The sequence below is a fragment of the Agrobacterium sp. ES01 genome (assembly GCF_050320885.1).
In the GTDB taxonomy this organism is placed as follows: Bacteria; Pseudomonadota; Alphaproteobacteria; order Rhizobiales; family Rhizobiaceae; genus Allorhizobium.
In genome coordinates, this window is record NZ_JBNQTH010000005.1 from 115782 (window position 1) to 139077 (window position 23296).

The following is a 23296-nucleotide window of genomic DNA, read 5'->3' on the forward strand; positions in this document are numbered from 1 at the left end:
GGTGTCAGGTTTGTTTCAGCCGTTGATCACTGACCGACTTTGGCGTTCCACTCCGCCAGCCAAGCGTCGCGATTGTCGAGCGCAATGGCTGAGGGAATGAGCTTGAGGCTCTTTGCCGTTTCCTCGCCATAGGTGATGTTGTTGGCCACCTCATCGGAGACTTTCACTTCTGCATTGGCCGGGCTGTCGACCAGTTTTTCAGCGAGTTTGGTCTGGATCTCCGTGGACAGCCAAAAGTCCATGAACTCAAGTGCCAGGTCGCGGTTCTTGGAATTCTTGGTCACGACCATCACGTTCATGCCGCCAGTCTGGCCTTCCTTCGGAGTGGCCCACTTGATCGGCAGGTCGAGTTTGGTGAAGGGCGCCCAGGAAAAGCGGCCAACGGGGGCTGCCCAGATTTCTTCCTGCTGCATCAGTTGAACCAGCTGCGACGACTTGACGTAGAAGGTCACGATTTCGTCCTTCTTCTTGCCGACGGCTTCTATGGGGGTCTTAAGGTCTGCTGCGTCCGAGCCGAGAGCCTTGCCGAGCATGTAGAGCGACGGCGGCCCCTGGTTGGTGGTGACGTTCGGGAAAGCAATATGAGAAACCACGTCGTCCTTGAGAAGGTCGGCCCAGGAGTCGACCGTCATCTTGTCGGAGCGGTAAGCGATGGATGTTGCGTAGAATGTGTAGCCAACGCTCATGCCGTCGCCGTTGGGATCCTTCGCGATGTCATAGAGCTTGTCGTAGCTGGACAGCTTGGAGGTATCGATCTTGTCGATCAGGCCCATGCGGGATGCTGACAGCGCATCTGCCATCGAGACGACGGCCATGTCGATGACAGGCGCGTCCTTGTTGGCTTCCATTTTTGCGATACGTTCGACGCTGTTGCCGGTTTCGACAACAAGTTTACAGTCGCACTTGGCTTCGAACGGGTCGTAGACGATCTCCTTGAACTCATCCTGTCCGAACGCATAGACCGAAATCGTCAGGGTCTTTTCCTGCGCCTGGGCAGAGCCCATGGTGAGCATCAAAGCGGTGGCCGAAGCCAGGATTGTTTTGTTAATCATCGGGTTCTCCTTCTGGGGTACAATTTCTAATGCGGAAACGTCTGAGGTGGACCGGAGGTCTGGCGGACGATCAGGCTCATCGGCACCTGTTGCCTGGTTGCCGATGCTGAATTCGGCGGCTGCTCGGTGCCCGCTTCACTGTCGCCCGAGTCCCTCTCGATCACGGACACCAGAGCATCGATTGCGATCTCTGCGATCAAAGGCATATCCATGTGAATGGTGGTCAGTGCCGGGGTCACAACGGTTGACCAGATCAGATCATCGAAACCTGTCACGCTGACCTGTTCGGGAACACGAATTCCGGCGCGCTGAAGTTCAGTCAGTGCGCGCAATGCGTGGAGATCAGAAACAGCTGCAAAGGCTGTGAAGCCTTCCTCGACCTTTTGCTGCAAACCCAGTGCGCAGCCTGTTCCGTGACAGCGTTCCTGCTTTTCGATCCAGAGGACCTCGCAATGAACATCAGCGGGAAGGCGTGACTTCAAGCCACCGATCCGGTCGTTCTGCACATTCGAATCTGGATTGTTGCCGAGGATAAGTAGTTTCCGGTGGCCCAGCGCAATCAGGTGATCGGCGATCAGTTGGCCGCCCTGCCAGTGATCTGCAGACACCGTATTCCCGGGTGTTGAGGGGCTGTCGATGACGGCGACCGGGCTGCCGATATCGGCGATGCGCGTGCCTCGGCGGGGCACGATGACAATGCCGTCCACGCCGCGTTCCAGCAGGCGGCTGATTGCCTCTGTCTGCATGGAAACATCGCCCCTGGAGTCGGCAATCAGTATTCCGTATCCTGCTTTGGAAGCGGCATTTTCAATTGCCTGTGCGATCTGCGGGAAGAGGGGATTTGCGATATCCGGTAGGACGAGCCCGAGAACCCTGCTGCGTCCGGTTCTCAGGGCTCGCCCGGCAGTGCTTGGCATATAGCCCAGGTCTGCAGCCATCCCTCGGATCTTGTCGGCCAGTTCAGATGAGACGCGACCTTTGCCAGACAGCGCGTTGGACACGGTCGCGGTCGATACACCGAGCAGCCCGGCGATCTGACTAAGGTTTGGACGTGTTCGGTTCGAATTCAACGGTTTGGCCGCGATAGATGATTAATCGATTAATCGCACGGATACACCATCAAACTCATGGAGTCGATTCATTTCGGTCACGGCCGCGACTGGCGTTTCACTTAGCTCGGCACTAGGTGAAGGGGAGCCCGTTTCAGGGGAGGCAGGTAATGAAAGTTTTAGGAGGATAGGAATTATGGATAATCTCAATCTTTATATCGATGGTCAGCATGTTCCCGCGAAGGACGATCGGCGCTTCAATCGCAAGAGTCCGATGACCGGAGACATCGTGACTGAAGCCGCAGCCGCATCGGTGGATGATGCACGTGCGGCGGTTGATGCTGCTCAGCGCGCATTTTCTGTCTGGTCGCAGACGTCACCTGGAGAGCGTCGCGGAAAATTGCTGGCAGCCGCGCAATCCTTGCAGGCGCGTGGCGACGATATCGTGCAGGCGATGAAGGACGAGATTGGCGCCACGGAGGGCTGGGCGAGATTCAACCTCATGCTGGCCGCCAACATGCTTGTGGAAGCTGCAGCTTTGACCACGCAAATCAAGGGCGAGATCATTCCATCCAACCGCCCCGGCTCGACGGCATATGCGGTGCGCCAACCTGCCGGCGTTGTGCTCGCCATGGCGCCATGGAACGCCCCCGTCATTCTCGGCGTTCGCGCCATTGCCACGCCGCTTGCCTGCGGAAATACAGTGGTCATGAAGACGTCAGAGCTTTGCCCGAGAACGCATTCGCTGATTATTGAAGCTGTTGCCGAGGCAGGCTTTCCCGCGGGCGTCTTGAATGCCATCTCCAATGCGCCGGATGATGCGGCCGAGATCGTGGAGACAATCATTGCGCATCCTGCCGTACGGCGTGTGAACTTCACGGGATCGACGCGTGTTGGCCGGGTAATTGGTGAACTTGCAGGACGCCATCTGAAGCCCGCTCTTCTTGAGCTTGGTGGCAAGGCGCCGATGATCGTTCTTGATGATGCCGATATTGATGCAGCAGTCGCTGCGGCCGGCTTTGGCGCCTATATGAACCAGGGCCAGATCTGCATGTCGACGGAGCGGATTATCACTGTCGGCGACATTGGCGATGCGTTCGTCGAGGCGTTTGCCAAAAAGGTCAAAAATTTGGTTGCGGGGGACCCGGGCGATGGACAAGCGCCGCTTGGATCGCTGGTGTCACAGGCGGCTGCAGACAGGGTGCGTGAACTGACCGCAGATGCTGTGGACAAGGGTGCCACGTTGATTGCTGGCGGCGGAGACAAGACCATTCTCAATGCGGCGGCACTGGACCATGTCACATCTGACATGCGGCTTTACTCCGAAGAGAGTTTTGGCCCGGTTGTCGCCATCATCCGGGCCAAAACGATCGATGAGGCCGTTACAATTGCCAATGACAGTGAGTTCGGTCTCTCGGCTGCCGTTTTCGGTCGCGATAGCACGCGGGCAATGGCTGTGGCGCGGCGGATCGAAAGCGGTATCTGCCACGTGAATGGGCCGACAGTGCATGATGAGGCACAAATGCCATTCGGCGGGGTCAAGTCTTCCGGCTACGGGCGTTTCGGTGGTATCTGGGGCGTAGCTGAGTTTACCGATCTGCGCTGGATCACAGTCCAGGACGGTCCTCTTCACTACCCGATCTGACATCGAACACAACAAATGAGAACGGCGGCGTTATTGCACGCCGCCGTTTTCAAAAAATTCGAGATTAGAAAACTCGATTGTTGACTGGCCCGATCAGGGAACCTGCATGACCGAGAAAAACAGCCCCAGCTGGCGAATGGCATTGGCAAAGCCGTCGTAGTCGACTGGTTTTGTAATGTAGACATTCGCGCCCAAATCATAGCAACGCTGAATTTCTGTTTCGTCATCTGTCGTGGTCAGAATGACGACCGGCAGGCGCTTGGTGTGGGGATTGGCCTTGACCTTTTCGAGGATCTCCGTTCCCGACATGTCGGGGAGATTGAGATCAAGAAGAATCAGAAGATATCGATCTTCGGACACCTTGCCGGTACGGTCCTTGCCGAGGATGAAGTCGAGAGCTGAGGTGCCGTCGGTGAATGGAAGCACTTCATTGCTGACACCGGCCCGGCGGATGTTCTTTTCGATCAGTCGAGCATGACCTTCATCGTCCTCGACCATGACGATGGTAACTTCCTTGCCGATTGCCTTCATACTCATACTCTCCTCAGGATCTGCCCCAGATCGGCAGGAATCCTCAAAACAAATGTCGAGCCCTCACCGAGGGTCGATCTAACTGATATGTCACCGCCGAGATTTCTTGCCAAGGACCTGACATGCGCAAGTCCTATGCCTTCTCCGGTCTGGTCCTGCGTGCCCGCTCTTCGAAAGAGTTCGAACACGCGCTCCAGATCGTCCGGTCCGATCCCGCGACCATTGTCGGAAATTTCTGCTTCCAACATCGTTCCCTTGCGGGCCGCAGTAACAACAACCTTTAGTGGCCGCTCTCTGTTCCTGTATTTTATGGCATTGTCCATAAGATTCGTAAAAATTTGTTCAATGGACAGGCGGTCCGAGTTGACGCTGATCCTGGGCATTTTGATCTCAACAGTTCCGTCGGCTCCGTCAATCAGGTGCTGGAGGCTGGATGAGCTGTTTTCAACAACGGCTCTGATGTCGACCCGCTCTGGTTTGAGCTGGCGGCGACCATCACGCGAGATTTTCAAGATGGCATTGATCAGGCCGTCCATCTTTGAGGTCGATGAACGGATGAAGTTCAAAGCTTCGGGAACCTCCTCCGTTGCCGCCGTGCGCGCATCCTGGATATCCTGCGTGCTCAATTGCTCGCCATCGGCCAACACATAGGCCTTCATCTGTTCAAGGGACATTTCCAGTTCGCTGGTAAAGCCCATGATGTTGACGAGGGGTGCTCGTAGGTCATGGGTTACGATGTAAGCATAACGTTGGATTTCCTGGTTGGCACGTACAAGGTCTTCAGTGCGCTCCAACACCCTGTCTTCAAGCTCCTCATTCAACCGCATCATTTCCCGTCTGGCGGAAGTGATTGACTGGACATGGCGCATGATGACGTAAATCGCGCCACCAAGAACAATAACGATGGCAATTCCAGCGCCGAGGATCGTCCATTTCAATTGAGCGGAGCTTCTGATCTGGGTTCCGATGTTCGACTGTATGTTGACGTCGGAAATATCCAGGATCGTCTGCATGCCCTGGCGAATGCTAGTCATGAGTTTTCGACCGAGACCGTCTTGTATGATCTTCAGTGCACTTTCCAGATTGCCTGCCTTTGCAAGCAGGATTGTCCTCGCCATTTCGTCCAGTTTGGTATCGATCATTGAGATCAGCGGAGCGACCTGGCCTTCGTAACCCTTTCGATCAGAGGCACTCGCCAGCAAGTCACTTTTCGCCTTCTTGATTTCCTCCAGGGCCTCATCATAGGGTTCCAGAAAGAGGGTGTTTCCTGTCAGCAGATAACCGCGTTGGCCCGTCTCGGCATCCTGCACCAGACTGAACAGGTCAGCTGTGGAGCGCCGTATTGCCAGTTCTTCGACCAGCCTGTCGAATGATGCGCTGGTGCGTTCAACGAACAGGAGAGCAGACGCAATAATGGCCAGCAACATGGCAAGGCCTACCAGGACCATTATGAGAGAAGCACGGACGAATTTGCGGTTATAGGTCATGCGGGCGAGCATATCCTTTTTAGGTGGCGCCCTCGCGCCGACTGGGTACATTATCGGATATCGACGATTTTGCACGTCGAGGTCAACCGGCCTCATGCAAACACGAAAAAGCCGCACCCTCACGGGTACGGCTTTCGTTGAGTTAGCGCTCAGCTATCGAGCACTCGTTCAGCCAAGTCAGTGCTTGCCGAGCCAGTTATCGATTTCCGTCTCGGCTTCTTCCTCGGACTTGCCATAAGCTACCTGAATACGGCCAGCCAATTCGCGACGGTTGCCAGCGATGACGTCGAGATCGTCATTCGTGAGCTTGCCCCACTGCTGCTGAGCCTTACCCTTGAGCTGCTCCCAGTTACCTTCGACCTGATTCCAGTTCATGACTTTCTCCTTCCGTGTAAAGTTATTGTTCGGGGATTAAACGTGCGGTGAGGCAATGGGTTCCACTCCCGAGCAAAACTTCAGGGACGAAAGCAGAGCGGATGGTTGAATGCCATGCGTGTATTCTTAAGAATCCTGATGCTCCAGAATCCTCATGCGCGAGGGCCTGTGTCACATGCTGGCGGACATGTCATGAACTTAGCTTCGTCCGTCCCGCGGCAATACTTCTCCGGTCCATTCTGACAGCTTCTTTGCCAATCAATCGAATCGTTTGCGGAACAAAGTGACCCCGACGTGCGTTTGCCAACCAGATAAATTTGATCGGACAAAGAACCGAATAAAGGAGCTTGGACAATGGCTACATCAACAGCACAGAAAGCTGGACCGAAGACTGAGGCAGCGACTGCCGAAGACATTGCGGCACAGATCGACAATCTGCGCGCTGATATTGCGGTGCTGACGCAGACCGTTTCAGATTTTGGTGCGGGCAAGGCAGATCAAGCTGTTCGCCAGGCCGGTGCCTTCAAGGATACGCTGGCTGAAAATGCTGCCGCCGTTGCCAATGACGCAAAAGATAGATTTGTCAGCGCAGAAAGCGACTTTGAAGATCGCATCCGTGCAAATCCGCTCGCCTCTGTTGGTATCGCCGCAGGCGTCGGTTTTCTCTTCGCAATCTTCACGCGGCGATAAGACCTTGAGCGGATTGGCTGGACAAATAGCGATGATGCTTTTCGGCAGTTATCTTCCTTCTCCAGCGCGTATCAAGCGATCGGCGGTGGGGGGGGTGCTGATCGCATTGTTTTCGGTAACCGCCTATGTCGCGCTGGTCGTCTCTTTGTGGTTTGTGGTCGATGATGTTTACGGTCCCAAGCTTGCCAGTCTGTCAATTGCAGCTGGCAGCATTTTGGCCGCGCTGCTTGTTTGGGCCGTGGTTTCCTTCATGAACCATCGCGCCCGCCGCAGAGCGCTGATCGCCCGTCAGCTGCGCGCTGCGTCCCTTGAGCAAAGCATGGCGCAAGCAGCAATGTTATCGGTTCCGGGACTGGTTCAAAAGAGTCCGATCGCCACTTTGGTGGCCGTCGCTGGTATCAGTTACGCCCTGATGAAGGCCGCCAAGGGGCCGCCTCGGTAGAAGTCGCGGACGTAGTTTTCACCTTCGAGAAAGGAATAATTTCATGGCAAACACTGCCGAAGTCCTTCAAGTTCATACCCACGAAGAAGACATTGATACCGGCCTGACCAAGGCCTATCGGAAAGAGATGGCCAAGCATCTCACGGACATTCTTGGGGGCACTTATCGATTGACGATCAAGAGCCATATCTACCACTGGAATGTTGTGGGTCCTCTGTTCAAATCGATCCATGAATTGACTGAGGAGCATTACGAGACGCTGTTCGCTGCGGCGGACGTCATTGCGGAGCGTATTCGCGCGATTGGTCATCTGGCACCAGTGGAAATGGGTGCAACTTCGAGCTTTACGCCCAAGGCTGGCGCCACCAATCATGAAACGGCTCGCGAAATGGTTGCTGATCTGATTGCGGATCACGAGGCGGCTGTCAAGTTGATGCGCAAGGCTGGTGAAAAGGCCGGCGACGCAGGCGACCTGGTGACCGAGGACATGCTGACGGATCGACTGACGTTCCACGAAAAGGCGCTGTGGATGTTGCGCGCGATCGTCAGTGAATAAAGCTTTAAGTCCGAGGGGAGGCGACGTCGATGCTGTCGCCTCTTCAATCGTTGCTTTCAGATTGCTTCTTGGATTTTGCGGCGTTTTCTGCAGCATCCAGACGATCAAGCAGGTTTAACAAAAAGTCCGGCGTTCCTTCATCGGTAACGCTGTCGTAGAAATTTCGAAGTTTAGATGCAATTAAATCAACCGGTTTGTTGGGATCGGAATTTTTCTTTCCATCCGATTTATTCGATTTTTCTTTACTTCCGTTATTTTCGACGACCATTTAGCTTTCCCTGCCCGAAATCATTGCCACCTAGGCAGACTTCCACTATTTCACGTGTGCATTCGGTGTTAAATCCTGAGCGTGAAAAAAGTTCCCCTCTTCCCGGAACTTTTTTCAAGGGCGTTCGTTATGCCCCAGATTGAATGCCTTCTCGATAACTGGAGAGATCTCTTATGTCCCTGACTGCACGCGTCGCAACTCATCTGCCGTATTTGAGGCGCTTCGCCCGGGCCGTCACCGGTTCCCAACGTTCCGGTGACTCCTACGTAGCCGCAATGCTTGAAGCGTTGATTGAGGATATTTCCCTCTTTCCGCAAACTGGTGACGACCGTGTCGGTATCTACAAGCTTTTTGTGAATGTGTTTGACAGGCTGGATGTGGATATCGATCCGACGCCATCCCCTTTTGCATGGGAAAACAGGGCTTCCGAGAACCTCTCGAACCTTCCCAAGAAAGAGCGCGTCGCATTCTTGCTTGTATCTGTTGAAGGTTTCAGCGCTTCTGAAGCAGCCGAAATTCTCGCAGTGGATGACGCGGAATTCTCGCGCCTGATCGATCAGGCGTCGCATGAAATTTCTGCGCAGGTCGCAACGGAGATCATGATTATCGAAGACGAGCCGCTGATTGCGCTTGATATCGAGCAGATGGTCGAAGATCTGGGGCATCGCGTCACCGGCGTCGCGCGTACCCATTCCGAAGCGGTTGCGCTGTTCAAAACCACGTCTCCCAAGATGATCCTTGCCGACATCCAGCTTGCTGATGGTAGCTCAGGTATCGATGCGGTAAATGATATTCTGAAGGTTGACACTATTCCCGTCATTTTCATCACGGCGTTTCCTGAGCGTCTGTTGACAGGTGAGCGGCCGGAACCTGCATTTCTTGTCACCAAGCCGTTCAACCCAGACATGGTGAAGGCGCTGATCAGTCAGGCATTGTTCTTCAACGAGAGGCAGAAAGAAGGCGCCTGAATGAAGAGCGCGGGTAGCTAGCCGATGTGTGCGAGGAGATATACTTGTCCGAGCATCGGCGTCTGCCGGTTGCCAACTGAGGTTTGAGTTCGTGAACAGATTAACGTGGGTAGAGCCTGGAGGAATTGACGCGCTAGCGGGCGATTTCTTTATCCATGCGCTGATTGATATGGGGGCTTGCTACATCCTCTACGACCAGCAGGAGCGGTGCATCTGTATCACAAGGCTGCCGGCACGTTGGAGCAAGCACTTCGATCATGAACCGTCGGACGATATCATCTTTGGCGATGATATCGCCGGCAAGCTTCACGCCCTCCGTTCAGGCCTGCAGCAGGTTGGGGACCAATCAAAGATCGAACTGAGCGACGATGGTGAAAACACCTTCGAGTTCCGGTGTCGAAAAGTCGACATACCGGACGGGGGGCTTCATTACATATTGTCAGTGACGGATAAATCCGAAGAGCGTCAGCGCGAAAAAGTGTTGCGCGCACTGCTTCTGGAAGTCAGCCACAGGTCGAAGAACCTCCTGGCGGTTGTGCAGGGTATCGCATCGCAAACGGCGCGTTTTTCCGGTTCGCTTGAGAGCTTTTTGCAAAAGTTCAGAGGGCGCCTCTACGCGCTTTCACAGTCGCAAGATCTGGTCACAGATTCCAGTTGGCGTGGTGCGGCGTTCCGCGATTTACTCGACAGTCAGCTTTCCAGATTTTTGTCTGACAATCCGTCTGCGATTGTTGTGACGGGTGAAAATCTTCTCCTGTCTCCCAATGCGTCCATGCATGTGGGGCTTGCCCTGCATGAGTTGATCGTCAATGCGATCAGCCATGGCGATATCATAAAGGCGTCGGGCCTCGTACAGGTCAGTTGTGAGACGGTGGACACTGAAGAAGGCAAGAATATCCGGATCATCTGGAACGAGACGTCTTCTCGCAAAGATGGCTCCGATTTCGAGGCCGGAAACGGGCGCTTTGGCAGCACGGTTCTCGAACGGGTGGTGCCCGCTTCTGTCAATGGAAGCGCCGTTCATCGATGCGATGACAAGGGCGTCTATTACGAACTGGTTTTTCCAGCAGATTTGCGCGCTTAAACCGGGTGGCGCGGGAACATTAACGACCGGCTTGCATTTCCAAAGCGAGTACGCCTGTGGCTATCATGAAAAGGGCCGGTTCCATTCCCAAGAGGATCGATTTTAGCGAACTGATTAGCGTTATGGCGCGCCTGTCGGTCATTCTGGTTGCGCTTCTGGCGATTATCGCTGCCATGGACTATGGCGAAATCATTATCGCACCTGTCAGCCTCGGCGTGGTCGTCGGATTGATGGTAGCGCCACTTGCCAGAATACTCGAGCGGAGAGGTCTTTCTTCCTGGCTCTCATCTGGTGTCGTGGTCTTGCTGCTTCTCTTTATCATCATGTCAGCAATCATCGGCTTTTCCGTACCGATTTCAGGGTGGGTGCAGAAAGCGCCCGAGATCTGGAAGTCACTGCAATTGCAGATATCAGACTGGCGCTCGACACTTTCGTCTCTAAACGACATTCGCGATCGCCTGGGACAGGCTGCCGGCGAAGTTGGTCATATGAAGGTGACTGTGGATGAAGGAGGCGGTGTCGGCTCAGTGATCACGCTTGCGCCGGTCTATGTCGCGCAAGTTTTGTTGTTCCTCGCAAGCCTCTATTTCTTTGTAGCAACACGTGATGATTTCCGGGCTGCAGTGCTCAAGCTGTGCATTACCCGCAACCTGCGCTGGCGCATGGCCCATATATTCCGTGACGTCGAAACCATGATGTCGCGTTACCTGTTCACGATCACCATCATCAACATTGGATTGGGCCTTTCGGTCGGCTTTGCTCTTTGGATGATCGGCACGCCTTCTGCATTGGTGTGGGGGCTTCTCGCGGCTGTCCTCAATTATGTGGTCTATGTCGGACCGGTCCTGATGGCCATCATTCTCATGGCCATCGGCCTTGCGACCTATGACAGCGGGTTCGCCATCATGTTGCCGGCGATGATTTATCTTTCTCTCAATCTGATGGAGTCGCAGTTTGTGACGCCACGCGCACTTGGGTCCTCAATGACGATCAATCCATTTCTGATCTTCCTGGCGCTCACGTTCTGGCTGTGGCTTTGGGGTCCGATCGGGGGCTTTATTGCGGTGCCATCATTGCTGGTGTTCTCGGCAATCTTGAAAAATATCTTGCCTACGGTTTCGGTCGGTATGGCTAACCGTGCAGGCAACCAATTCGAGGCTAAAACAGTATGAAGCGGTTTGAATGCAATGAATGCAGCACCATCGTCAATTTTGACAACACGGAATGTCTGACCTGTGGCGCTCATCTAGGCTTTGATCCCGACAGCCTGAGCATGCTCTGCTATCGGGATGTCGCACCGAATGGGTTTCACATCTGTGCCAATGCTGATCTCGGTGGCTGCAACTGGCTGGTGAAGGAGGGCGAGGGCGACTTTTGCAAAGCCTGTCGCCTGAACAGCATTGTGCCAGACCTTTCCAATGACGAGTTCGTCGAGCGCTGGCGCGCTTTGGAGGCGGCCAAGAGGTTCTTTCTTTACGGTCTCATTCGTCTCGGTCTTCCCATCGTGTCGCGGGAAGAGGATCCCGAAGAGGGGCTCGCGTTCGAGCTTCTTGCGGACGATCCAGGCAGTCCGGACGGCGGCCATGTCCTGACCGGGCACGACAATGGTGTTATCACCATCAATATCGCCGAAGCGAGCTCTCCCGAGCGCGAGGCTAGGCGCGAGGCGTTGGGTGAACCGATGAGAACGTTGGTCGGACATTTTCGCCATGAGTCCGGGCATTATTACTGGAATCGCCTTGTGCGCGATGGCGGCAAGCTCGAAGCGGCGAGAGCCGTGTTCGGCGATGAGCGGGATGAGTACTCACAGGCACTCGAGCGCTATTACGCCGACGGTGCTCCACTCGATTGGCAGTCAAACTTCATCAGCGCTTACGCATCGAGCCATCCCTGGGAAGATTTCGCGGAGAGTTGGGCGCACTATCTGCACATGATTGATGGCCTTGATACCGCATTCGATCATGGGGTCATGCCCGCTGGCATGCAGTTCTCATTCGATCCCTATCAAGGGGAAGACATTGAAAAGATGACGTCGGCCTGGGCGGCGTTGTCGGTGGCTGTCAACGCGATCAATCGCAGTATCGGTCAGCCAGACCTTTACCCCTTTGTCTTTTCTGCCTCGATCGTGCAGAAATTGGGGTTCATTCAAGGCATCATTCACCGAACCATCTGATCCTGCGGAACAAAGTCGCCTGCTCTTCATTAACCTTTGTGACAAGAGGAATTGATGATGGCAGGTTTGGCAGCTGTTTTGGTATTGGTCGCTTGCCCCACCGGGGCTGGAGAGTGCCTTCAGGAGCCGGTGCGTGTGCTTTCCTATACCAGTCCGAGACTATGTGAGCGTCAGCTTCCGGTTGAGATTCGCAAGGCACGGCTCGAGGGCGTGGAAGTTTACGGTGCCTGCAATACCGTTGGCGCTAATCTTCTAGCTGGCCGCAAGCGGATTGATATCAAGGCTGGTCCGGAGGTCTATAGAACGGCGAGCGCGTCGGTTGCACCCGATGGTGAGGTCGCAAGCTTCACTGACATGCACAGATCCCTGCCCAGCCAATAGGCAGAGGAGATATCCGAATGGAACACGAAAACAGAGACGATCAGATCAGAAAAATGGCGCAGGACGCCCATCTCGATCAGGACACGGAATCAATGGTTCCTCCTACATGGCGCGGATCAACCTCATTGATTGTGTCTGTGCTGTTTTGCGTTGTCGCTCTTGGATTGATTGCCATTCTGGTGATGGCGATCGGCTGACGTATTCTGCGTAGAGAGGGTTTCAGGCCGTGGTGGCTGTTGAAACCGATAATTGCCTTATTATCTTATGTTCAAATGCGTTGCGCCGCTGACATTGTAACTTTCAATAGAAAATGCCCGGCTTTTGACCGGGCACTTTTTGGATTTTGCATTTGCAGCGGGTTCAAGTTCTTCTGCGAAGACCGCCGGCAACCAGTGATACAATGAAAAGTACCAGGAAGATGAAGAACAGGATCTTGGCGATGCCTACGGACGCGCCTGCGATGCCACCAAAGCCGAGAGCGCCCGCAATGAGGGCCACGACCAGAAATACCAATGCGTAGTATAGCATTTTCACTCTCCTTTTTTGCTGTGTCGATAACGCAAGAGTTGCATTCTGGTTCCGCCTGGATCCCACGAAATATTTCCGCGGTATGAGATTTTTGGTTCGTAAGATAAAAAACACGCGGTCTATGGAACTTACCCGCGTGAGCGCCGTTAAGCGGTGAACAGGAAAAGCGATAGTGGACATGCAGCAAATGGATAATAGGTCGAGCAAAGGTTTAGGATCAGATCCTGGGCCTTATTCCGATGTGATACAGGACGGCGTCGCGCTCAAGCTGAAGGAGCTTTACAGCAGCTTGGAAGGCGAAGCGGTGCCTGACCAGTTGCTTCAGTTGCTCGACAAACTTGAGGCAGCAGAGAAAGCCAGCTTGAATTCTGTAACATCCAAGGATGCCGTTGATGAGTGAAGTGGTTGAGCCGCAAAACGAATTCAAAAGGCAATTGCTTGCTACGATACCAAGCTTGCGCGCTTTTGCAGCCTCCTTGTGCGGTCAGTATGATCGTGCTGATGACCTTGTTCAGGAAACTGTGGTCAAAGCCTGGACGAAGCAGGAATCTTTTGAACTCGGTACAAACATCAAAGCCTGGTTATTCACCATCCTTCGTAACGAGTTTTACTCGCAGATGCGTAAGAAGGGTCGGGAAGTATCTGACCCCGATGGTCACTACACCTCGCAACTTTCAATTCATCCCAACCAATATGGTTCGATGGATATGAAGGATTTCATGAAGGCACTTGATCAGATTGGTGAAGAGCAGCGTGAAGCCATTGTTCTTGTGTGCGCTTCAGGCTTTTCCTACGAAGAAGCTGCGGAAATTTGCGGCTGCGCGGTCGGTACAATCAAGAGTCGTATCAATCGCGCGCGTGGCAGACTTCAGGAATTGCTGGGCATAGACAACGAGGACGAATTTGGCCCTGACGCGAATAGTTCTGCCGTTGTGAGGCAGTCCTTCGCGGTTTGACATGACATAAATGCAATCAGCCTGTCTGTAACGGGCTGATTGCCTTTTCAATAAAGCGAATTACAGCGTTTTCGGTAAAGGGCTTTTCCAATACAGCTAAGCCCAGTGCTCGGTCGATCTCAGCCGAGAGCTGCGTATCTGCGCACAGGAATGCTACCTTCGCGCCCTTGGCGATGATCATGCGTGCTTCGTCTTCGCATTCCGACACGGTGGCTTCCGCGTCGACCAGAACAAGATCATATCGCCGCGCTTCCAGTTCCTGATCAATTTCGTTTCGCCTGCAGATAGTCACATCGCAGCCTGCAATTTTTTGCAAAATCTGCTCAACTTCCATCGCGATAAAGTATTGGTGCTCAGCAACGAGTACGCATATTTTGCGCGCATTCATGTTATTCTCCAAAACTCGCTGGGTCGACAGCGCCCGATGGGCTGAAGCAGTTGTATTACGAGGCGGGGGCAGCGGTCGGAACGACTGCGCGATGTCTTATTTTCAGACAGATACGCTTTGCTGGCATCATTCGTCATTTAAATAAGACATAGTCCAACGGCGAGGGAACACACTCTGCGCACTCTGCGTTGATCCTCAAAATCAATTGAGGGTAAATTCATTGGACGCCAAGGTAGATACCTCGCCCAAGTCCGTTGCCAGATGCAGTTTGAGAAAGCTTTCGGGCGTTCGAACCCTTAGCGCGTCGGAACTGAGCTTTATATCCACGCTTAAATCGGGCGAACTCAAGTGCAATGCTGGCGCTACGGTGGTCGCCGAGAGTTCATATACTCCGCACATCTTTACCGTCGTGGAAGGTTGGGGCTTCCGCTACAAGACGATGGAGGATGGCCGCCGTCAGGTGCTCAACTATCTCTTGCCTGGTGACATGATCGGTCTGCAGGGTGCGGTGCTCAAGGAGATGGATCACAGCGTTGAAGCCTTGACGCCCATGCGTCTTTGCATGTTTGAACGTAGCCGGTTTTTCACCCTGTTCGAGAAACAACCAAGCCTTGCTTATGATGTGACCTGGCTTGCGGCGCGGGAAGAGCGTATTCTGGACGAACACCTGCTCAGCATCGGCCGTCGTACAGCAATTGAGCGTGCCGCCTATTTGATCGCTTTCCTGCATCATCGCGGAACTCGGTCTGGTCAGTTGAATGATGAAGACGCCCGTCTTCCCATCACACAAAACCTCGTTGCCGATACACTTGGTCTGTCAATCGTGCATACGAACAAGACGTTGCGCAAACTCGCCACACGAAAGTTGTTGAGCTGGAAGGATAAGGGCTGTGATGTCCTGGATCCCGCCGGTCTCGCGGCAGTTGCACAGTGGGAGCCTCCAAACTTGAAAGAACGAGGAGCCGAGTGACAGAAACCCTTCAAGCGGGCTGTACGGCGACAGCGTTACGTCTTGGGGTGGACAAGTGACACGATCACCTCTGCCTTCGTGCCGCGCTCCGTCTCGGGATAAGAGATTCCCGAGCCGATGGTATCTGACATCGTCTTGACGATCTTGGTTCCGAGGCCTGTGGACTTTGGGCTTGGTTTGGATGCGCTAAGGCCTATTCCGTCATCCTCAACCGAAAGACGGGCGCTGGCCTCGTCAATCTGCTTGAAGCAAACGCGGATCTCGCCCTCTTCACCTTCCCTGTAGGCGTACTTGAGGGCGTTGGTCACAAGTTCGGTGACGATCATGCCCGCAGAGACGCCCTTGTCGGCGGGCAGGTTGATCGGATCGGCGTCCACCGTGACCAGCGAGGGGGAATGTCGTGTGCCCACTGTCATCGCGATGTCATTCACCAAGGTAGATAGATAGGGCTGCATGTCCACGCTTCGTACGTCATCGGCTGAATACAGGCTTCTATGCATGCCGGCGATGGCGGTGATGCGGCTTTGCGTTTCTTCGAGCGCTTCGCGGACCTCTTGATTGTCTGTGTGAGCGCTTTGAAGCCGAAGCAGGCCGGCAACCAGCGACAGGCTGTTGGCGACCCGGTGATTCATCTCTGCAAGCAAGGCTTCGGCGCGCTCCTTGGCGAGACGCGTTTCTTCGTCTGCGCGCTCCTTTTCCGTCTTCAGACGCGCATTGGCGACCGTTTGATGGACTGTGTCTGCCAGAAGCGGGAAGAAATCGTCACTGACGCTCTTGATCACATAATCCGAGGCACCTGATTTCAACGCCTCGATGGCAATACGCGCCTCATTCGAACCCGTAATATAGACAACCGGAACATTGATACCGAGATCGCGGAAACGTCGCAGTATCTCGTGACCCGTCATATTGTTCAGGTAGTGATCGAGAACGATCACGTCGAAATGTTCATCGCGCAGGTGATCGATCGCGACCTCAGGGTCGTGGGTGTGAATGACTTCCTGATTGCGGCGACCAAGATTCCTTTTGACGAGGTGCGCTAAAGCCAGATCATCATCGATGTAGAGAATTCTAATGTCCATTGAGCTGACGGCAACCTCAGAAATAGACGGGCCGAGCTCCGTCTGGCAATTTTTATCGCGACATTTTTACATTGCTACAACCCGGATTGGTAGTGCCAATGTGACGAAAACTCTCATCTGTTGCGTCGCGGTAAGTGCATGAAATTGTACATTTCCGTAGGCTTAAGATGACTTTTCTGTATGTCACGCGACTACGATCAATTTCTGGATATGAGAACTGGGGAAGGTGACATCAACCTGTGGCGACAAAAGAAATAGGCGGCTGAAATAACAGCCGCCTATCGGGTTTGTCTGTGACGCCAAATGATGACTTTAGTCGCCCGGCGCTGTTTCTTCCCGAATGGCTGCAGGCTGAGCCGGTCTGCGGAACAGACGCCCAAGCACGATCGGCAATACAAATCCACCGATTGCGAAGCACCAAAGGCCGATCGAGAGCGGAGAAGCCAGCAGGGCAGACCAGTCGCCGTCCGAAATCGTCATTGCCCGTCGCAGGTTCACTTCCATCTGGTTGCCCAGCATGACACCCATGATGACAGGGACGAGTGGAACGTCGAACTTGCGCAAGACCCAGCCAAGAACACCGAAGATGATCATGACGAGCAGATCGAAGGTCGATCCGGAAATGCCGTAGATGCCAACAAAGGAAATCATCGCGACTGCCGGCATCAGATATTTTGTCGGGACAAGCAGCACGCGGACAAACATGCCGACCATCGGAATGTTGAGAAGCAGCAGCATGACATTGCCGATGAACAGTGCCGCGATCAGGCCCCATACGACATCCGGATTATTTGTGAACAGAAGCGGTCCCGGCGTCACGTTCAGCGCCAGAAGCATGGCCAGCAAAACGGCTGTCGTACCCGAACCCGGAACGCCAAGCGCCAGCATAGGTACAAGCGCACCGCCGGCGGCTGCGTTGTTGCCGGCCTCCGGCGCTGCCACCCCGCGAGGATCGCCCTTGCCAAAGGTGCCGTCCTTGTCACAGAGCTTCTTCTCAAAAGCATAGGCGAGGAAAGAGCCGAGCGATGCGCCAGCGCCCGGCAGAATGCCGGCAACGAAGCCAATCACAGTACCACGTGCCATGCTGCCACTGGTTTTCTTCAGCATGGCGCCGCTTGGCATCAAACGACCTAAACGCACCTTTGTGGCATCGCCTCCGTTCTCGCCCTCTCCACGATGCTCAATGAAAATGAAGACTTCAGAAAGAGCGAAGAGACCGACAATAGCGACGAGGAAATCGATGCCGTCGTAGAGATGTATTTGTCCGAAGGAGAGGCGCGGAACGCCCGTTTGTCCATCCACTCCGATCATGGCGATTGCCAGACCCAGTGCTGCTGCAAATGCGGACTTCGCCTGATTGCGGCTGGTGATGCCGCCAAGTGTTGCGAATGCAAGCGCAAAGAGTGCGAAATATTCGGCTGGACCGAATAGCAGCGCCACTTTCACAAGCTGCGGCGCCAGAATGGCGAGGCCCCAGGTGGCGGCGAAAGCGCCGACGAATGACGCTATGCCAGACAGGGCCAACGCTTCACCAGCCTGACCGTTTCTGGCCATAGGGTAGCCGTCGAGTGTCGTCATGACCGCAGGCTCGTCGCCCGGGATATTCAGCAGGATAGCGGAGATACGGCCGCCATACATGGCACCATAATAGACGCTCGTCAGAAGAATGAGCGCCGGGGTGACCGGCAGGCCGAGGGTGAAGGCAAGCGGTATGAGGATCGCTACGCCGTTCGAGGGGCCGAGACCCGGAAGAGCACCGATAATAGTGCCGAGAAAACAGCCGATAAGCGCCAGGCCTAGGTTCTGCCATGTGAGCGCGACCGCGAAGCCGTCGGCAAGTGAGGAAAAAGTATCCATGGGATCAATCCTTTGAGCCGGGGTTAGAAGCCGAACGGACCCTTGGCCAGTGTCAGGCCAAGCGCGAGATGGAAGATGGCGTATATCCCGACCGAGATCAGGACGCCGGCGATGACGGAGTGGACCGGCTTGGCTCCAAGACGCCATGCCAGAAATGACGAGGCCAATACGGTTGAGAAAACAAACCCAATCGCCGGGAGCAAATAGGTATAGGCGACCAGAACTGCGACCGAGATGAAGATCTCAATCAGCCGTGACAGCGCCGGCCATTTTGGCTCTTCGTCCGGCATAAGAAGAATAAACAGACTTGCGACACCCAGCAGGGTGGCAATGACGATCGGGAAAGTCTTGGGCCCTACCGGATCACTGATGAAGCTTTCTTCGATCAGGGTCGCTTGCCAGATATAAAAAGCGGCAAGCAAAATCCCAATCGTGCCGAACACACGATCACTCATGAATGTTTCCCCTGCTCTATTGTTTTTAGGGATCTTACGGTTCCGCCGGGAGAAGCGCAAAGGCTTTTCCCGGCGGGCGTCCTAGCCTTGGGAGGCTGTTACTTGATGAGGCCAATATTGCGCGACAGATCCTGGATCTCGGCAATCGACTCCTTGACGAAGGCATCGAAGTCCGCGCCGCGTTTATCGAGCGGTGCAAGGCCATTCTGCTTCATCGTTTCTTTCCACTCGGCAGAATCATAGACCTTGCCGATTGTATCGACCCAGTAGGCATAGGCATCGTCGGACATGCCGCCGGGCGCGTAAAATCCGCGCCAGTTGGCGCCGACTGCGTCGATCCCTTGTTCCTTGGCTGTCGGGAACTTGGCGAAGTCGCCTTCCATGCGCTCAGGTGCGAGGACTGCAATGACCTTGATGTCTCCGGAGTCAACAAAGCCCTTGGCTTCCGAGGCATCACCGGTGAAGGCCTGAACGGAGCCCGCCAGAAGCTGGGTTACAGCTTCACCGCCCCCATCGAAGGCAACGTATTTGATTGTGCGGACATCTTCCACACCAGCACGCTTGGCTGCGATGAGTACTTTGAGGTGGTCCCAGCCACCAACAGCGGATCCGCCTGCGACCGCTACGCTCTTTGGATCGGCCTTGATCTTGTCCATCAGCTCAGGGAGGGTGTTGATGGGCGAGTCCTTGGCCACTGCGATGATGCCGTAATCAGCGCCAACGCTTGCGATCCAGCGCATCTGGTCGACTGTGTTGCCCGGATATGCGCCTTGGGCAAGACGGGTCGAAGTCGAGGATGATGCCGCAACAATCAGGTTGTTATCTTCATTGCGCTTCGATGCGACTTCCGAATAGGCAACGCCACCACCGCCGCCGGCGAGGTTTGTTACTTGCATCGTGCCGGGAATGAGCTTCAGGTCTTGCAGTGTCTTGCCGATCTGACGGCAAGTGAAGTCCCAGCCACCACCAGCATTTGCTGGCGCAATGCACTCTGTCGCCTCCGGTTCGAATGCGTGGACAGGGGCAGACAGAGACAAAGCAGCGATAACCGCAAGAGCGGTGCGAGATATGATATGTTTCATGGGTGTCCTCCAAAATGTCAGTACAGGCCTCCACCTGCACATCGAAGTCATGCTAGGAGGGAAAACTGTCATTGACCTGTCATTCTGGAGCCCCGCGGGCCGAAATCATGCGTTTCCTTCTCGTTGAAGATACATTGGACGTGGCGGAGGCCATAAGAGACCGGTTCGAGCGGGCAGGGCATGTGCTTGAATTGGCCCAACGCATCGAAGATGCCGAACAACTCGCATCCTTCAATACCTATGATCTCATCATTCTGGATGTGAACTTGCCCGATGGCTCAGGCCTCGATTTCCTGCGCCAACTGAGACAGGGACAAAACCCGGTGCCCGTGCTGGTGCTGACGGCCCGGTTGGCCGTCGACGACAAGATCAGCGCGCTCGATTTCGGTGCCGATGACTATATGGTCAAGCCGTTCGATCTCGGTGAACTTGAGGCACGGGTGCGCGCCATCATTCGCCGTCGTGCAGGCGGGGCGAGACCTCTTTTGCAGGCCGGAAACCTGCAATTCGACATGGCGGAACGTACGGTAAAGGTCGATGATGAGCTGCGTGAACTGACACGCCGTGAGCAGATTCTGCTTGAGATTTTTCTGACCAACACAGGCCGCGTGCTGGAGAAGGAAGAGCTTTTGACGCGGCTTTTCGGGCTCAATGGTGAGAGCAATCCCAACGCAGTGGAACTATATGTCGGACGGTTGCGGCGCAAGATCGAGGGTGCGGATCTGGAAATACGTACATTACGCGGTCTTGGTTATCAGGCCCGGCTTATCGAGCGGGACGCTCTTTAATGGCAATCAGTCAGGGGAGGCGCTCATCCCTTGCCATGCGTTTGACGCTGGTGCTGACGCTGGTCTTTGCCGTCGCAGCTGTGGCCGCTGTCATAGCCACATATCGTTATGGACGCGCAGCCGCTGACGTTGCCTTCGATCGACTGCTCACAGGAGCAGCCTTGCAGATCTCGGAGAGGGTATTCGCGACGGATGGAAAACTGCAGGTCGATCTGCCGCTATCGGCCTTTGAGCTGCTGTCCTTTGCTGCCGATGACAGGGTTTTCTATCGAATTGTCAGTGCCGATGGCGTGACGATTACGGGTTACGATGATCTGCCGCTGCCTGATGCTGTTCGAGGCCAGGCGCAACAACCCTTGGTCTACAATATTGAATATGCCGGAGCGCCCGTGCGAGCGGTGATGTTGCAACGACGACTTGCCGAAAAACAATTGCGTGGACCCGTTAGTATCATCGTTGCACAAACCACGGAGGCACGGGCAGCTCTTGCCACTGATATCGCGACGCGTGCCATGGCCGGCACGGCCCTGGCGGGACTGGCCATCATTGCGATCGCCTTTATCGCAATGCGTTTTGCCATGCGGCCGCTTGGCCGTATAGAAACCGCCATGCTTGCCCGTGATCCACTGGATCTGTCTCCCATCACGGAAGAGGTACCGCAGGAGGTTGATGCGCTCGTCTCGGCGATCAATCGGTTCATGGCGCGTCTGGATCGGCGGGTGCGCGACATGCAGGAATTCGTGGCCGATACCGCACATCAGATGCGTACACCGATTACCGCGCTTCGGGCCCAGACGGAGATCGCCATCGATGAGACGGATGCGGCGCGTCTCAAGCTTGTGCTTCACCGGATCCGAAGCCGGGCAATCGGCGTCAGCAGACTGATGGAGCAACTCCTGAGCGAGGCTCTGGTGATTCATCGCTCCGATGCACAACCGCTTGTCGCAACCGATCTGCGTCGCGTGGCACTTGAAGCCGAGCGAGAATACCGCACCACGGTGCGTCTTTCAGGCGATCTGCTTGAGCTGGACCTGTGTGCGGATGAGGCCATGGTAGCGGCCGATTCCTTCAGCCTTCGAGAGGCCATCAAGAACCTGATCGCCAATTCTTTCGTCCATGGGAAGCCACCTGTTTGCGTGCGTGTGACAGCGGAAAATGATGGTACGTGCCTGGTTCAGGTTGAGGACAAGGGAAACGGGTTGGATCCGGAAAAGCTTCAAGGATTGGGCAAGCGCTTTTCACGGCGGGATGATCAGCCCGGAAGTGCAGGCCTTGGTCTTTCGATTGCCAGAAAAGTCGCCCTGTTCCACAAGGGCGAGCTTGTTTCCGGGCAATCGGATAGGGGCGTTTTCTGGATCGGGATACGCTTGCCTATGCTGCCGGAGGTTCAATCGTCATGATCGAAAAGATATTTCGCTTTGGTCTGGTCGCCAGTCTACTTATCGCATTCAGTCCACGTGGCTATGCTGTTGCAGCCGACATGGATTTTTCGGCTGTGGCGACAAATGCTGACGAAACATTGACGATTGCAAGCGTTACGGATCTGGAGGCTATCAGGCCGATGATCGAGGGTTTTCAGCGTCATTATCCCGGCATCGCGGTTCATTACCGCGAAAGTGAGAGTTCGTCATTGGATGTCGCGACATCCCAGGCTTGCAAGGAGGACCGCTTCCTTGCGGACCTGATTATCTCGTCTTCGGTTCCGCAACAGGTAGCGCTTGTCAATAATGGCTGTGCGCAGAAGGTCGATGCCGCCAGTGCCAGTCTGCTGCCGGCATGGGCGCGTTGGCGGTCCGAACTGGTCGGTCTGACGGCAGAGCCTGCTGTGATCGTTTATAACAAGAAAGCATTCGAAGAACTGCCCGTTCCTGATGATCGCTTCGAACTGATCGATCTGTTGCGAAAATCGGACCGGTTTGTCGGCAAGATCGGCAGCTACAATATAGCCACTTCCGGCGTTGGTTATTTCTTCGCATTCGAGGATGCCGCTCAGGCGAGCACCTGGGGTCGTATCATCGAGGCGTTCGGGCGCAACCGCGTGCAGTTTTATTGCTGCACATCGGATATCCTTGATCGCGTTGCAGATGGCCGTCTGTCGATTGGCTATAATGTGCTCGGCTCCTACACTCTGTCGCGTGTCGAGACCGACAACCGGATTGGTGTGATCTTTCCGTCCGACTATACTCTGGTCATGACCAGAGCAGCACTGATCTCGCGCCAGGCCGTGGCACCTGGCGCTGCCAACAAGTTTCTGGCGTTTGCGCTTTCGCCGGAGGGAAAGTCCATTCTGGAAAAGAAAATGCATTTCTTCTCGGCTGTCGATGGCGTCGACAAGCTGAGCGAGCTTGCCCCCGGAGAGGGCAATTCCATACGCCCCATCGCCCTGACGCCGACACTGATCATCGCGCTCGACAAAGAGAAACGCCGTGTCTTCCTGGAGCAGTGGCGCAAGTCCGTTCTGGTGTCCGGTCCGTGAGACAGGCCAGTGA

Annotated in this window: 28 protein-coding genes; 16 read left to right on the forward strand and 12 right to left on the reverse strand. The window is 54.9% G+C overall.

Annotated elements, in window-relative coordinates; all coding sequences use genetic code 11:
- Positions 1 to 26: 26 nt before the first annotated feature.
- Positions 27 to 1052, reverse strand: coding sequence for an ABC transporter substrate-binding protein (locus tag ACQQ2Q_RS15835; RefSeq protein ID WP_428188079.1), 1026 nt, complete (start codon positions 1050 to 1052; stop codon positions 27 to 29).
- A gap of 26 nt (positions 1053 to 1078) precedes the next feature.
- On the reverse strand, positions 1079 to 2122 hold the full coding sequence (locus ACQQ2Q_RS15840) for a LacI family DNA-binding transcriptional regulator (protein ID WP_428188080.1): 1044 nt from the start codon (positions 2120 to 2122) through the stop codon (positions 1079 to 1081).
- Between the two features lie 175 nt (positions 2123 to 2297).
- Here ACQQ2Q_RS15840 and ACQQ2Q_RS15845 point away from each other — a divergent pair, with 175 nt between their 5' ends.
- Positions 2298 to 3746 carry an aldehyde dehydrogenase gene (locus tag ACQQ2Q_RS15845; RefSeq protein ID WP_428188081.1) on the forward strand — a complete coding sequence of 483 codons (1449 nt, stop codon included), beginning with the start codon at positions 2298 to 2300 and terminating at the stop codon, positions 3744 to 3746.
- Between the two features lie 93 nt (positions 3747 to 3839).
- Here ACQQ2Q_RS15845 and ACQQ2Q_RS15850 read toward each other — a convergent pair whose 3' ends face one another.
- The 3 genes from ACQQ2Q_RS15850 to ACQQ2Q_RS15860 form a co-directional block, all read right to left on the reverse strand.
- Entirely contained in the window at positions 3840 to 4277 is a 438-nt protein-coding gene (locus ACQQ2Q_RS15850; protein ID WP_428188306.1) for a response regulator, read from the reverse strand.
- Positions 4278 to 4279: 2 nt separating this feature from the next.
- Complete coding sequence (locus ACQQ2Q_RS15855) at positions 4280 to 5815, reverse strand: sensor histidine kinase (protein ID WP_428188082.1); 1536 nt, start codon at positions 5813 to 5815, stop codon at positions 4280 to 4282.
- A 126-nt stretch (positions 5816 to 5941) separates the two neighbouring features.
- Positions 5942 to 6139: a CsbD family protein gene (locus tag ACQQ2Q_RS15860; protein WP_428188083.1), complete on the reverse strand. Its 198-nt coding sequence runs from the start codon at positions 6137 to 6139 to the stop codon at positions 5942 to 5944.
- Positions 6140 to 6493: 354 nt separating this feature from the next.
- Here ACQQ2Q_RS15860 and ACQQ2Q_RS15865 point away from each other — a divergent pair, with 354 nt between their 5' ends.
- Genes ACQQ2Q_RS15865 through ACQQ2Q_RS15875 form a run of 3 tightly spaced genes read left to right on the forward strand, consistent with a single transcriptional unit; the run spans position 6494 to position 7827 of the window.
- Entirely contained in the window at positions 6494 to 6829 is a 336-nt protein-coding gene (locus tag ACQQ2Q_RS15865; protein ID WP_428188084.1) for a DUF883 family protein, read from the forward strand.
- Positions 6741 to 7271: a hypothetical protein gene (locus ACQQ2Q_RS15870; RefSeq protein ID WP_428188085.1), complete on the forward strand. Its 531-nt coding sequence runs from the start codon at positions 6741 to 6743 to the stop codon at positions 7269 to 7271. The genes ACQQ2Q_RS15865 and ACQQ2Q_RS15870 overlap by 89 nt, the downstream gene beginning before the upstream one ends.
- Positions 7272 to 7314: 43 nt before the next feature.
- A complete protein-coding gene (locus ACQQ2Q_RS15875; RefSeq protein WP_428188086.1) occupies positions 7315 to 7827 on the forward strand; it encodes a Dps family protein in 513 nt (170 codons plus the stop codon).
- Between the two features lie 43 nt (positions 7828 to 7870).
- Here the strand turns inward: ACQQ2Q_RS15875 and ACQQ2Q_RS15880 are convergent, their stop codons facing one another.
- Positions 7871 to 8095: a NepR family anti-sigma factor gene (locus ACQQ2Q_RS15880; protein WP_428188087.1), complete on the reverse strand. Its 225-nt coding sequence runs from the start codon at positions 8093 to 8095 to the stop codon at positions 7871 to 7873.
- Between the two features lie 173 nt (positions 8096 to 8268).
- Between ACQQ2Q_RS15880 and ACQQ2Q_RS15885 the strand changes: the two genes are divergently transcribed.
- The 6 genes from ACQQ2Q_RS15885 (at position 8269) to ACQQ2Q_RS15910 (ending at position 12898) form a co-directional block, all read left to right on the forward strand.
- Positions 8269 to 9063, forward strand: a complete 795-nt coding sequence (locus ACQQ2Q_RS15885) for a response regulator (RefSeq protein WP_428188088.1) — start codon at positions 8269 to 8271, stop codon at positions 9061 to 9063.
- Positions 9064 to 9154: 91 nt separating this feature from the next.
- Positions 9155 to 10147 carry a sensor histidine kinase gene (locus ACQQ2Q_RS15890; RefSeq protein ID WP_428188089.1) on the forward strand — a complete coding sequence of 331 codons (993 nt, stop codon included), beginning with the start codon at positions 9155 to 9157 and terminating at the stop codon, positions 10145 to 10147.
- Between the two features lie 65 nt (positions 10148 to 10212).
- Positions 10213 to 11319, forward strand: a complete 1107-nt coding sequence (locus ACQQ2Q_RS15895; protein ID WP_428188307.1) for an AI-2E family transporter — start codon at positions 10213 to 10215, stop codon at positions 11317 to 11319.
- Complete coding sequence (locus ACQQ2Q_RS15900; RefSeq protein ID WP_428188090.1) at positions 11316 to 12320, forward strand: zinc-binding metallopeptidase family protein; 1005 nt, start codon at positions 11316 to 11318, stop codon at positions 12318 to 12320. Before ACQQ2Q_RS15895 ends, ACQQ2Q_RS15900 begins: the two co-directional genes overlap by 4 nt.
- A 54-nt stretch (positions 12321 to 12374) precedes the next feature.
- Positions 12375 to 12701, forward strand: a complete 327-nt coding sequence (locus ACQQ2Q_RS15905) for a hypothetical protein (RefSeq protein WP_428188091.1) — start codon at positions 12375 to 12377, stop codon at positions 12699 to 12701.
- A 17-nt stretch (positions 12702 to 12718) separates the two neighbouring features.
- The gene (locus ACQQ2Q_RS15910) at positions 12719 to 12898 is read left to right on the forward strand and encodes a hypothetical protein (RefSeq protein ID WP_428188092.1); all 180 of its coding nucleotides are present in this window, start codon (positions 12719 to 12721) and stop codon (positions 12896 to 12898) included.
- Between the two features lie 163 nt (positions 12899 to 13061).
- Here ACQQ2Q_RS15910 and ACQQ2Q_RS15915 read toward each other — a convergent pair whose 3' ends face one another.
- Positions 13062 to 13229 carry a DUF1328 domain-containing protein gene (locus tag ACQQ2Q_RS15915; RefSeq protein ID WP_428188093.1) on the reverse strand — a complete coding sequence of 56 codons (168 nt, stop codon included), beginning with the start codon at positions 13227 to 13229 and terminating at the stop codon, positions 13062 to 13064.
- 178 nt (positions 13230 to 13407) lie between these two features.
- On the opposite strand from ACQQ2Q_RS15915, the gene ACQQ2Q_RS15920 reads away from it, so the two are divergent.
- Complete coding sequence (locus ACQQ2Q_RS15920; RefSeq protein ID WP_428188308.1) at positions 13408 to 13629, forward strand: NepR family anti-sigma factor; 222 nt, start codon at positions 13408 to 13410, stop codon at positions 13627 to 13629.
- Positions 13622 to 14185: an RNA polymerase sigma factor gene (locus tag ACQQ2Q_RS15925; protein ID WP_428188094.1), complete on the forward strand. Its 564-nt coding sequence runs from the start codon at positions 13622 to 13624 to the stop codon at positions 14183 to 14185. The genes ACQQ2Q_RS15920 and ACQQ2Q_RS15925 overlap by 8 nt, the downstream gene beginning before the upstream one ends.
- Before the next feature lie 16 nt (positions 14186 to 14201).
- On the opposite strand, the gene ACQQ2Q_RS15930 is transcribed toward ACQQ2Q_RS15925, so the two are convergent.
- Positions 14202 to 14573 (reverse strand): hypothetical protein, encoded by a 372-nt coding sequence (locus ACQQ2Q_RS15930; RefSeq protein WP_428188095.1) that lies wholly within the window; start codon positions 14571 to 14573, stop codon positions 14202 to 14204.
- Between the two features lie 220 nt (positions 14574 to 14793).
- Between ACQQ2Q_RS15930 and ACQQ2Q_RS15935 the strand changes: the two genes are divergently transcribed.
- Positions 14794 to 15543, forward strand: a complete 750-nt coding sequence (locus ACQQ2Q_RS15935) for a Crp/Fnr family transcriptional regulator (protein WP_428188096.1) — start codon at positions 14794 to 14796, stop codon at positions 15541 to 15543.
- Positions 15544 to 15578: 35 nt separating this feature from the next.
- On the opposite strand, the gene ACQQ2Q_RS15940 is transcribed toward ACQQ2Q_RS15935, so the two are convergent.
- The 4 genes from ACQQ2Q_RS15940 to ACQQ2Q_RS15955 all read right to left on the reverse strand — a co-directional run bounded on the left by ACQQ2Q_RS15940 (position 15579) and on the right by ACQQ2Q_RS15955 (position 20019).
- Positions 15579 to 16625, reverse strand: a complete 1047-nt coding sequence (locus ACQQ2Q_RS15940; protein ID WP_428188097.1) for a histidine kinase dimerization/phosphoacceptor domain -containing protein — start codon at positions 16623 to 16625, stop codon at positions 15579 to 15581.
- A gap of 312 nt (positions 16626 to 16937) precedes the next feature.
- The gene (locus ACQQ2Q_RS15945; protein WP_428188098.1) at positions 16938 to 18482 is read right to left on the reverse strand and encodes a tripartite tricarboxylate transporter permease; all 1545 of its coding nucleotides are present in this window, start codon (positions 18480 to 18482) and stop codon (positions 16938 to 16940) included.
- Between the two features lie 23 nt (positions 18483 to 18505).
- Positions 18506 to 18937 carry a tripartite tricarboxylate transporter TctB family protein gene (locus ACQQ2Q_RS15950; RefSeq protein ID WP_428188099.1) on the reverse strand — a complete coding sequence of 144 codons (432 nt, stop codon included), beginning with the start codon at positions 18935 to 18937 and terminating at the stop codon, positions 18506 to 18508.
- Between the two features lie 98 nt (positions 18938 to 19035).
- Positions 19036 to 20019, reverse strand: a complete 984-nt coding sequence (locus ACQQ2Q_RS15955; protein WP_428188100.1) for a Bug family tripartite tricarboxylate transporter substrate binding protein — start codon at positions 20017 to 20019, stop codon at positions 19036 to 19038.
- Positions 20020 to 20126: 107 nt separating this feature from the next.
- Between ACQQ2Q_RS15955 and ACQQ2Q_RS15960 the strand changes: the two genes are divergently transcribed.
- Genes ACQQ2Q_RS15960 through ACQQ2Q_RS15970 form a run of 3 tightly spaced genes read left to right on the forward strand, consistent with a single transcriptional unit; the run spans position 20127 to position 23283 of the window.
- Positions 20127 to 20807: a response regulator transcription factor gene (locus ACQQ2Q_RS15960; protein ID WP_428188101.1), complete on the forward strand. Its 681-nt coding sequence runs from the start codon at positions 20127 to 20129 to the stop codon at positions 20805 to 20807.
- Positions 20807 to 22207, forward strand: a complete 1401-nt coding sequence (locus ACQQ2Q_RS15965) for a sensor histidine kinase (RefSeq protein ID WP_428188102.1) — start codon at positions 20807 to 20809, stop codon at positions 22205 to 22207. The genes ACQQ2Q_RS15960 and ACQQ2Q_RS15965 overlap by 1 nt, the downstream gene beginning before the upstream one ends.
- A complete protein-coding gene (locus tag ACQQ2Q_RS15970; RefSeq protein WP_428188103.1) occupies positions 22204 to 23283 on the forward strand; it encodes an ABC transporter substrate-binding protein in 1080 nt (359 codons plus the stop codon). Before ACQQ2Q_RS15965 ends, ACQQ2Q_RS15970 begins: the two co-directional genes overlap by 4 nt.
- The last annotated feature ends 13 nt before the right edge of the window (positions 23284 to 23296 follow it).

Bases quoted from the DNA above. Each gene is read 5' to 3' on its own strand.
- ACQQ2Q_RS15835 (WP_428188079.1), bottom strand. From the start codon at position 1,052: ATGATTAACAAAACAATCCTGGCTTCGGCCACCGCTTTGATGCTCACC.
- ACQQ2Q_RS15845 (WP_428188081.1), top strand. From the start codon at position 2,298: ATGGATAATCTCAATCTTTATATCGATGGTCAGCATGTTCCCGCGAAG.
- ACQQ2Q_RS15850 (WP_428188306.1), bottom strand. From the start codon at position 4,277: ATGAAGGCAATCGGCAAGGAAGTTACCATCGTCATGGTCGAGGACGAT.
- ACQQ2Q_RS15855 (WP_428188082.1), bottom strand. From the start codon at position 5,815: ATGTACCCAGTCGGCGCGAGGGCGCCACCTAAAAAGGATATGCTCGCC.
- ACQQ2Q_RS15860 (WP_428188083.1), bottom strand. From the start codon at position 6,139: ATGAACTGGAATCAGGTCGAAGGTAACTGGGAGCAGCTCAAGGGTAAG.
- ACQQ2Q_RS15865 (WP_428188084.1), top strand. From the start codon at position 6,494: ATGGCTACATCAACAGCACAGAAAGCTGGACCGAAGACTGAGGCAGCG.
- ACQQ2Q_RS15875 (WP_428188086.1), top strand. From the start codon at position 7,315: ATGGCAAACACTGCCGAAGTCCTTCAAGTTCATACCCACGAAGAAGAC.
- ACQQ2Q_RS15880 (WP_428188087.1), bottom strand. From the start codon at position 8,095: ATGGTCGTCGAAAATAACGGAAGTAAAGAAAAATCGAATAAATCGGAT.
- ACQQ2Q_RS15885 (WP_428188088.1), top strand. From the start codon at position 8,269: ATGTCCCTGACTGCACGCGTCGCAACTCATCTGCCGTATTTGAGGCGC.
- ACQQ2Q_RS15895 (WP_428188307.1), top strand. From the start codon at position 10,213: ATGAAAAGGGCCGGTTCCATTCCCAAGAGGATCGATTTTAGCGAACTG.
- ACQQ2Q_RS15900 (WP_428188090.1), top strand. From the start codon at position 11,316: ATGAAGCGGTTTGAATGCAATGAATGCAGCACCATCGTCAATTTTGAC.
- ACQQ2Q_RS15905 (WP_428188091.1), top strand. From the start codon at position 12,375: ATGATGGCAGGTTTGGCAGCTGTTTTGGTATTGGTCGCTTGCCCCACC.
- ACQQ2Q_RS15910 (WP_428188092.1), top strand. From the start codon at position 12,719: ATGGAACACGAAAACAGAGACGATCAGATCAGAAAAATGGCGCAGGAC.
- ACQQ2Q_RS15915 (WP_428188093.1), bottom strand. From the start codon at position 13,229: ATGCTATACTACGCATTGGTATTTCTGGTCGTGGCCCTCATTGCGGGC.
- ACQQ2Q_RS15920 (WP_428188308.1), top strand. From the start codon at position 13,408: ATGCAGCAAATGGATAATAGGTCGAGCAAAGGTTTAGGATCAGATCCT.
- ACQQ2Q_RS15925 (WP_428188094.1), top strand. From the start codon at position 13,622: ATGAGTGAAGTGGTTGAGCCGCAAAACGAATTCAAAAGGCAATTGCTT.
- ACQQ2Q_RS15930 (WP_428188095.1), bottom strand. From the start codon at position 14,573: ATGAATGCGCGCAAAATATGCGTACTCGTTGCTGAGCACCAATACTTT.
- ACQQ2Q_RS15940 (WP_428188097.1), bottom strand. From the start codon at position 16,625: ATGGACATTAGAATTCTCTACATCGATGATGATCTGGCTTTAGCGCAC.
- ACQQ2Q_RS15945 (WP_428188098.1), bottom strand. From the start codon at position 18,482: ATGGATACTTTTTCCTCACTTGCCGACGGCTTCGCGGTCGCGCTCACA.
- ACQQ2Q_RS15950 (WP_428188099.1), bottom strand. From the start codon at position 18,937: ATGAGTGATCGTGTGTTCGGCACGATTGGGATTTTGCTTGCCGCTTTT.
- ACQQ2Q_RS15955 (WP_428188100.1), bottom strand. From the start codon at position 20,019: ATGAAACATATCATATCTCGCACCGCTCTTGCGGTTATCGCTGCTTTG.
- ACQQ2Q_RS15960 (WP_428188101.1), top strand. From the start codon at position 20,127: ATGCGTTTCCTTCTCGTTGAAGATACATTGGACGTGGCGGAGGCCATA.
- ACQQ2Q_RS15965 (WP_428188102.1), top strand. From the start codon at position 20,807: ATGGCAATCAGTCAGGGGAGGCGCTCATCCCTTGCCATGCGTTTGACG.
- ACQQ2Q_RS15970 (WP_428188103.1), top strand. From the start codon at position 22,204: ATGATCGAAAAGATATTTCGCTTTGGTCTGGTCGCCAGTCTACTTATC.